This is a genomic window from Streptomyces sp. NPDC033178 (assembly GCF_055577685.1).
Window position 1 is genome coordinate 43,165 of record NZ_JBVIPT010000037.1, and the last position, 8,468, is coordinate 51,632.

General features: G+C 67.2%; 6 protein-coding genes. 3 read left to right on the forward strand and 3 right to left on the reverse strand.

Annotated elements, in window-relative coordinates; translation table 11 throughout:
• Nucleotides 1–81 precede the first annotated feature (81 nt).
• Genes ACZ5VQ_RS48020 through ACZ5VQ_RS48030 form a run of 3 tightly spaced genes read left to right on the forward strand, consistent with a single transcriptional unit; the run spans nt 82 to nt 2,914 of the window.
• Nucleotides 82–945 carry a DUF6083 domain-containing protein gene (locus tag ACZ5VQ_RS48020; protein WP_469110532.1) on the forward strand — a complete coding sequence of 288 codons (864 nt, stop codon included), beginning with the start codon at nt 82–84 and terminating at the stop codon, nt 943–945.
• Nucleotides 942–1,424: a hypothetical protein gene (locus tag ACZ5VQ_RS48025; RefSeq protein ID WP_469110533.1), complete on the forward strand. Its 483-nt coding sequence runs from the start codon at nt 942–944 to the stop codon at nt 1,422–1,424. Before ACZ5VQ_RS48020 ends, ACZ5VQ_RS48025 begins: the two co-directional genes overlap by 4 nt.
• Nucleotides 1,421–2,914, forward strand: coding sequence for a UvrD-helicase domain-containing protein (locus ACZ5VQ_RS48030; protein ID WP_469110535.1), 1,494 nt, complete (start codon nt 1,421–1,423; stop codon nt 2,912–2,914). Before ACZ5VQ_RS48025 ends, ACZ5VQ_RS48030 begins: the two co-directional genes overlap by 4 nt.
• 674 nt (nt 2,915–3,588) lie before the next feature.
• On the opposite strand, the gene ACZ5VQ_RS48035 is transcribed toward ACZ5VQ_RS48030, so the two are convergent.
• From ACZ5VQ_RS48035 to ACZ5VQ_RS48045, 3 genes are all read right to left on the reverse strand, one after another.
• Nucleotides 3,589–3,936, reverse strand: coding sequence for a hypothetical protein (locus tag ACZ5VQ_RS48035; protein ID WP_405541045.1), 348 nt, complete (start codon nt 3,934–3,936; stop codon nt 3,589–3,591).
• A 41-nt stretch (nt 3,937–3,977) separates the two neighbouring features.
• On the reverse strand, nt 3,978–4,808 hold the full coding sequence (locus ACZ5VQ_RS48040; RefSeq protein WP_405541044.1) for a chymotrypsin family serine protease: 831 nt from the start codon (nt 4,806–4,808) through the stop codon (nt 3,978–3,980).
• A gap of 636 nt (nt 4,809–5,444) precedes the next feature.
• On the reverse strand, nt 5,445–8,282 hold the full coding sequence (locus ACZ5VQ_RS48045; protein WP_469110536.1) for a DUF4365 domain-containing protein: 2,838 nt from the start codon (nt 8,280–8,282) through the stop codon (nt 5,445–5,447).
• Nucleotides 8,283–8,468: the final 186 nt, after the last annotated feature.

Below are 8,468 nucleotides of genomic sequence, written 5' to 3' on the forward strand. Positions count from 1 at the left end.
TTCGGGGCAGCTGGGCTGTTCGTGGGATACCGCCCTGTCCACCCCCGCCACCGTGGGGTGTCGCCTGGCACGGTCCCCGCTATGCACCCCAATACCCTCTCCACCCTCTGCCCCCGGGACGGCAGCCCCAGCACCGCCCGCCCCCGCCGCCCGCTGCGGGTCGCCGCCGCCAGCCCCAGCCGCCTGCTGCGCACGGGCCAGAGCGGCCGCTGCCGCCGGTGTGGCAACCGCATCGACTTCTATCCGCGTGCCGACCAGCGGCCCATCGCCCTGCACCCCGCCGAACTGGCCACCGCCCACGTGCCCGCTGCCTGCCGCTGGCACCTGAGCTGCGGCATCGCCCACCCGCACGGCGACGGCAGCGCCTGGTGCCGCATCCCGCACACGATGCTCTGCCCGGACGGCACCCCCACCGCCCCGGCCGGCCCGCACCTCGAGGCCATGCGTCGCCAACTCGCCGTCCGTACCCGCCGCCTGATCGACACTGGCGCCTTCACTCCCGCCCCGGTCACCGCCTGCGAGCCACCCGCCGGCGCAACGGGCTGTCCCGCCCGGCCTGTTGTGCAACTGCTGCTGGGCCGCTACCTCGCCGAGACCGCCATCGAGGACCTCCGGTGCGTAGCCCAGACCCGTCAGCGCCGCCGCTGCCCGCACCCCGTGCTCGCCCCTCACACCCCCCAAGGCGTGTGGACGCTGCTGCCCGCGAGTCCGCAACGTGGCCAACTCGCCCTGCCCGCCGCTCTGATGGCCGTCTACGACCTCAGCCGCCTGCCCTACGACGAGCAGCGGCGCTGGCGCACCCAGCGCTGCACGGACCATGCCGCAACCCCGGGCGCCGCCGATCTCGCCCTGGCCGGATGGCAGGTCTTCGACCCCCTCCTGCACACCGTGCACATCCACACCCGCCTGCCGCACCCCACCCCCGGTCAGCGCGGGAAGGCATGACGATGCCGCACCACGCCCTGGACATCACCCTGACCCGGCCCCTCACCCCGGCCGAACTCCACCAGGCCACCCGCACAATGCCGCTCGCGGCCAACCACGACGCCACCCACCTCCTGGCCGTGGTGCGCGCCAAGACCCCGGGCAAAGCCCTCAACCGACTGCGCCGTCAGGTCGGTGGACGGCTGCCCGTCGACGTGATCACCACGCACTACCCCGACTCAGGCGGCCGGATCCTCCTCAACGTTGCTTTCCCGCCCGCCACACACACCGCCCTGAAGGCCGTCGCCGACGAAGCGGGACAACCGCTCCCTGTCTTCCTGCAGCTGGCCGTCCACCGGGCCCTCGCCCGGCACAGCCGCGAGGAGGCCAACCGCCTCGACCAGGAAGTCCACCACCTGCTCGCCCACGCCACCGCCCCGCACCTCCTGGCAGCCTTCGGACGCGCCCTCACCTACACCCCCGGAGCCGCGCCATGCTGAACCCCACCGACGAACAGCAGGCCGCAGCCGACGCCTTCCACTCCGGCCACCACCTGGCCCTCCAGGCTGGCGCGGGCACCGGCAAGACCACCACGCTGGCCCACCTCGCCCACGCCACCAGCCGCCGCGGCCGCTACCTCGCCTACAACCGGGCCATCGCCCAGGACGCCCGTACCCGCTTCCCCTCCACCGTCAGCTGCAAGACCGCCCACGCCCTGGCCTACGCCGCCGTCGGCCACCGATACACCCAGCGTCTCAACGCACCCCGCCGCCCCGCCTGGCAGACCGGACACGCCCTCGGCATCACCAAAGCCCTCCGCATCGGCGAACGCGACCTGTCACAAAAGACCCTCTCCAACGCTGCCCTGCGCTCCGTGGCCCGCTTCTGCCACACCGCCGATCCGACGATCACCGGCCGCCATGTCCCGCGCCTGCGCGGTCTCGAAGACCGCGCCCTGCATGCCCAACTCGCTGCCCACATCGTCCCGTTCGCCCGCAAAGCCTGGGGCGACCTCCAGCACCCGGACGACGGCGTCGTGCGTTTCGACCACGACCACTATCTGAAAATCTGGGCCCTTACGAGTCCGAAGATCGACACCGACTTCCTCCTGCTCGACGAGGCCCAGGACACCAACCCCGTCGTCGAGCAGATCTTCCTCGACCAGCGTGGTCACGCCCAGCTGGTGATGGTCGGTGACTCCGCCCAGGCCATCTACCACTGGCGCGGTGCCAAAGACGTCATGACCGGCTTCGACGGCACTCAGCTTGTCCTGTCCCAGTCCTTTCGCTTCGGCCCTAGGCTCGCTGACGAGGCCAACCGGTGGCTGGCCATCGCCGGCGCCCCGATCCGCCTCACCGGCACCGAGAGTGTGCCCACCGAACTCGGCCCCCTCACCCGGCCCGACGCCGTGCTGTGTCGTACCAATGTCGGCGCCATGGCCCAGGTGATGGACCTGTTGACCGCCGGACACCGCGTTGCGCTGGTCGGGGGAGGAGACAGCCTGCGCGGTCTGGCCCTGGCCGCCCGCGATCTGAAGGAAGGCCGCCGCACGACCCATCCCGAACTGGTGCTGTTTCCCTCCTGGGGCGATTTGCAGGACTACGCCGCCTACGACCCGGCCGGACGGGATCTGCAGTCGCTGGTCGACCTCGTCGACACTCACGGCACCGACGCCATCCTGTCCGCCGTTGCCCAGCTTGCCCCCGAGAACCAGGCAGAGGTGACCGTCTCCACCGCCCACAAGGCCAAAGGACGCGAATGGGCGCGAGTGAAAATCGCCGACGACTTCACCCCGCCCAAGGACACCGACCAGCTGGATGCCACCGGCAACACGATCCCTGGTCCGATCGACGACGGCGAAGCTCGCCTCGCCTACGTCGCCATCACCCGCGCCCGCCACCGGCTCGACACCAGCGGCCTGTCCTGGATTGAGAACCACCCTGACGTACCCGAGCCACCGACACCGCGGGCCAAGGACGGGCCCACGTAGACCCGGCTCACGAGGAGAGGGGTCAAGAACCGCCCGGACCTGGACGAACGGCGGGCCGATTCGCCAGACCGGCTCATTGGGCGCGCAGCCGGTCTATGCCTGATCTCGCAGGGCGTTCAGTTCCGCACGCAACGCTTCGTTCTCGGCCACCAGTTCGTCCTTGCTACGCCGATCTGCGGGCGGTTTCCGGGTGGCGCGGCCGGGCTTCGGGGAGTGCTTGTCCGGTGAGGGAGAGGCGATGGGCCCCAGGGGCTCGAAGGCGACGATCACGGCGGGGTCCAGACCGCACTCCGGGCAGCGCTCTTTGTCGCAGCTTCGTCCATCGGGCCGTGGGCTTTTCCGATTACGGGTCGCTTCGGTGATGTGTCCGCAGTACAAGCGTAGCCGCCACCGCTGCAGTTCCCACGCTGGGGTCGGAGGCCCGAGGAGTTGGCACATCTGCTCCCAATGCTCGTCTGACCAGCGAGGGGCCTGGACTGCGTGGCGTTGAGCCCACTCGTGGTCTTGCACGGCTTCGTGCTGCCGACGATGGTCGGCCCGGGTCAGCTGGTAGTCCGTCAACGGCACGCCATGGCGTAGGTATTCAGCCTCCATCTCGGTGACGGTAAGCCACGGATGCCGGTCTGGGAGAGGCTTTCAGATGCCAGTGGTGTCTGTGTGCCGATGTTGGCCGCTTATGTCACAAGGAATGCGGTGATGGCACCGGTCAGCAGTAGGGCGATGAGGATCAGCCACACTATGAGGCGGGGCAGGTGCGGGCGTTGTCCGGCTGTGAGCGGGGTGCTGGTGGCGTGGGCGCGGACGGTCCCGCCGACTTCGACGACAACGGGGACGCCGCCTACTTCGGGTGGGATTTCCTGGCGTACTTGGCGGTTGTCCTCGCGCAGATTGACCCGGACGATCCAGTCACCGCCCCGTTGCCCCAGTCCGACTCCGGTGACCTGAGTCGTGTCGCTCATCCTGCTGAGAACGGTGTTCAGGACGTGGCTCTTGGCCTCGCGCGCTGCTGCCTGGTCCGGCATGAGAAAGCCTCCATTGGGGTGTATGGATCTCTTTCGCGCCGTTAGGTAAGTGCAAGATCTGCGTTCACGGCATCGAGCGCAGCGGGCAAGGGCACCGCGTAACTCAAGTGGCCTGGCGAGCCACCCGAATGACCACCTGCGAAGATCAACGCATAGCCAATGTGGCTATAAGGAGAGTAGACCATGGATCCGCTGTCGCCGGGTTGAGAAAACGGAGTGTCGTTCGTTCCCCTGATGGCGATGACATCCGTGAAGTTCAACCGGGCCAGGGTGCCATCGAAGTCATACTCGACGTTGAAAAGCGTCTGTTCGACGGCGTGGAGCTCTCCTCGGGTCAGTCCGGTGGTTCTGCCTACTTTCGCCAATTCCGGGTCATCGAAATGTGGGTTTGCGGCATCCTTTAGTGGGCCTTCGGGAAGCTCATTTCCCGTAATTTCGATGTCCGGATCCAGCAGGGCTGCAGCCACATCCAGCTGATTGCTTACCTCCTGCTCAAGGTCAACAGAGGCAGCCAGAGAGCCGATCTTGTCTCCGGGGCACCCCTTGTCGGCTGCGCCCGGCTGCAGAATGGCGTCACCGATCCCTGCCATGTTCGAGGCTGCGAGAACATGATTGTTGGACAGGATTCCGATTCTGCCTGGTTTGTCCCGGAGTCGAATGAAGCATCCCAAAGTCCCCGCAGTCACCAGCTCATGCCCAACAGAGCAGCCCACCTTGACCGGTCGATGTCGGCGTGTCTGTGTCCGTGGACTCCAGTCGCGGGCAGAGATCTTGCCGACGATCTGGATGTTGACCTCCCGGTTGGCGCGGCTAACGAAGCGCCTCACGGCCGGATGGTTGCGGAGTTCCTGCTTTTCCAGACCCAACTCCATTCGGTAGTCTCCGGGTTCCCTTATTGAGATCCCCACGGAAATCGACTCCTCGAGTGGAGGATGTTCCACTGCCTGTGCTTTCACGCACGCCGGTCCATCCACCCTAGGTGATGGAAAAAGCTGCGCAGCCAGTTGATCGCGCAACTCTCTGGCGCTGTTAATGTGCAATTTGGGTGCTCCTTCTCTTGTTACCCAACTCTAGCGAGAATCAAAGGCTCCATTAAGGAAAAACGGGGCAGGAGACAGCGGCCTCGTCTCGATGTGCCTGAATGTGATCGCCTGATGAGCGAAATGGATGCCTAGATGAACGAAGTTGACCGAAATTCGGTGTGTGGCGACTCTGTGCACCAGCTCGCCGATCGCGATTGCCGACGTCATGCCAGCAAGGAGGCGCGCGCCCCTTGAGGGCGCCCGCCGCACCTCAACGCGCCCGGGGCCTACGGGGAGGCGTCTGGAATATGCGTCGCGATCACCAGCAGTTGGGCACTAGAGGAGGCCGGATGGCCATAAGTGAGCAGGAGCAGGCTGCCCGGCCATGAGCGTCTGCGGAGGCCGCGACCTAGCGGTGACGAGGACAACTGCGTGCGAGCCCCCCTTGTCTGACCGGTCTCGCCTCAGCCTGCGCACAGGGACTGGCTAGGGTGCGGCGGGTGGCGTGGTGTTCACGGCGGTGCGGACGAGGGCGGAAGGGTGCTGGAGAAGGGTGGAGACCAGTCGCCGACGGAGTCCTGTGTCGGCGCACGTGTCGGGCAGGGCGGCGGCGACAGAATGGGGAGTGCGGCAGCCGGGGTCGCTTGCTGCGGCCAGGACGGCTGTCTGGCAGGCTTCGTTGGATGTCCGGGCCAGCGCCCGGGTGAGGGCTGCTGCTGCTATGGCTCTGACGTTGTCGTGTGGGTCGCAGGCCAGTGCGAGGAGCATGCCCTGCGCCAGCGGGTCGTCGGATCGTGAGCCGGCGTGCGCGAGCAGACGTGCGGCGGACAGTCGTTGTGCTGTGCTGCCGCGCAGCCACCGGGCGGCACCTGCAAAGACCGATGCCGCATGATGCACGCCGAGGCCGAGGCCAAGAGCGAATGCAGCTTCCTGCAGCCTTTCCGGGGAGGCGACGATGCCAATACCCCGGAGCTGGTCTGGTTGGACGGCCACGGATTGTCGGAGTTCGTCGGCTACGGCCTCGGGCAGGTCGTCGGTGCGGCGGGCCAGCAGGCGCAGCGCGCCGAGCTTGTGATCGTTGGCTGTCCTCGGGTGGGTGATGAGTTCCAGCACGGTGGGCCACTCGGCACGCTCGGGAACCGTCAGGCTGCACCACACCAGCAGTGCACCGAAGTCTGCCCCGCCTCCGCCCCAGGAATTGTTCTGCGCATCAGTGATCTGCGAGCGGCACTGCTCGGCGGCCAGGCGTGCCAGCACATCACTGGCCGTTTCCGCCTTCCGTGCCTCAGGCAGGGCATCGAAGGCTTCGATGTCTCCTTCCTGCGCGCGGCGGATGAGAACGTCCTGTGCCTCGGTGTCGTCGGCGTCTGCCAGCAGGCCGAGCATGGCCGAGGACAGTCCCGGATGGGTTTGGGCGAGTGCTGCCTGGCGCCACTCAGAGGCGGCGGATGCCAGTGCGGAAGGCCGCAGCCCCATCACCAGACGGGCGAGATCCTCGACCCTCCCGCCGTCGCGACTGAACGCGGCCAGGAGATGCGAGACCGCCTCGACATGGGTGTCGTCGCTTGCTGCCGACAGGATCCGGCCCAGTGCCGCACATGTGTAGTGGCCGCTGACGAAAGTCGGCCGTACTTGCTGTTCGAAGGTGTGCGGATCGCCCAGGATGCGAAGACAATCTGCTGCTGCCGCATCCGCCTGTTCGGCAGGGAGCAGGTCACCCGCCAGCTCCCACAGCAGCAGCTTGGTCCGTGCGGTGGTGTGCCGCCACGGGGCATCCAGACAACGATCGAGGGCTCGGGCCACGCAGTCGGTCGGCCCTGCGGCCCACAGGCGCCGCACGGCCGCAGTGAGTTCCTTGGTGTGCCCGTATCGGCGCAGCACATCCACTGCATCCGCCAGCGCCTCGGTCTGGGTATCGGTGGAGGCTGTTGGTGGAAGGCTCCGCCAGTGTGCCTGATGGTGCATCACTGCATGGCAGGCACGCTGGGCCAGGGGACGGGCCGCACTGCGCCGTGCACCGCTGAAGGAGGCCTGCAGCCAGACCCCCTTCAGCCGGTCTTCCGCCCAGTCCACCAGCTGCGTGCCGGGCTCCTCGCCCGCACCCCAGGAGACGAAGGCCTTCTTGTCGTGGTCGCTCAGCGCCCAGGCGACGGACTGGGAACGCCACCACGATGAAGCGGTATCCCCCGTGATCAGCGTTTCCTTGAGGTTGCGCGTGTCCCAGCGAGAGGATTCGAAGAGAAAGGAGGCGGCTGCTGCAGCAATCGCCCGAGCCGTGACGTCATCCGCGTCCAGCCCCACCGTGCGCTGGCTTTCGGCCGCCAGTCGCCGTGCATGGGCCATGTCCCCTCGCTCACCGGCCAGCAGCGCCTGGTGCACCAGGATCCAGGCGTGGTCGACCGGGGCCAGGTCGTCACCCGCGGCCTCCAGCACGCTCTCTGCCTCGTCCCAGCGCTCGCCGTCAGCGAGGAACACGGAGCAGACCACTGCTACGGCTGCGCGCCGGTAGGCGTGCTTGGGATGATACGAATCCTCGGCAGCCGCCAACTCCAGCAGCGCGGTTGTGGTGCCGTCCTCGACCGCTCGGAGATAGGCATTCAGGAAGCGCCAGCGCCAGCCGGTCTGCTGCTCCAGTTGCTGCAGGGGCGCAGTGGTCGCCCGGTAGAGGTCGAGGTTATCCCTTCGTCCCTGGGAGACCAGGGCGATGGCCTCCTCGGGCTCCAGCACGCGGTCACTGCCGGTGTTGGGGTGCGGGGCAATCAACCGTGGCGCCACCAGCGCGTGACGCACCTTCCGGCCAGGGGCCACCGCTTTGGCTCCCGCAGCCCAGGCACTGCCCTCGAGCGACCACGCTGCTTTCCCTGAGGCCGCGACATTGAGCAGCGCAGGCAGCTGCGTGGGGTCGACTTGCTGGCTGGAGGGCACGAGGACCTTGAAGCCTTCGCCAGCGGGCTCGACGCTATTCTTGGTGACATGAGCCCAGTACGACACCCGGGCTTCAAGGTTGTGCAGCACCAGTAGATGCGGCAAACCGTGCTGGACCCAGTCCTCGAATCGGCGGGCATCCGATTCCGCATACCACCATCCCGTTACCGCGCTAGCCTGATCATGCTCGGGACTGCTGAAGTAGCTGGTACCCGCTTTGACCTGGGCTGTCATCAGTACGGCGCGGTCGAATCGCCGTTCGTCGCGCACCTGCAGGAACAGATCAATACCCAGATCGTGCTGGTTGTTCTCCTCTGCGCCCCAGCCCAGCTCCTCGAAGTCCGCCATCACCCGGTGTACTCCGGCCGAACCTGTGGCCTCCTGCTGACTGCTGCGCATCCCCACGCCACAGGCCCCCTTCTACCCAACGGCGACGGCCAACAGTTCAAAGAGACCACAGTGCTTGCCGCCCTCCCTGGCTATCGGCAAAGGGTGTGGCTCTCCTGTAGGGAAGCCCTGAGCTGGGAGAACACTGGTTGACGGTGTGGGCGGGGTAGGCGTCCTTCTACTGTGGCGGGTGAAGTA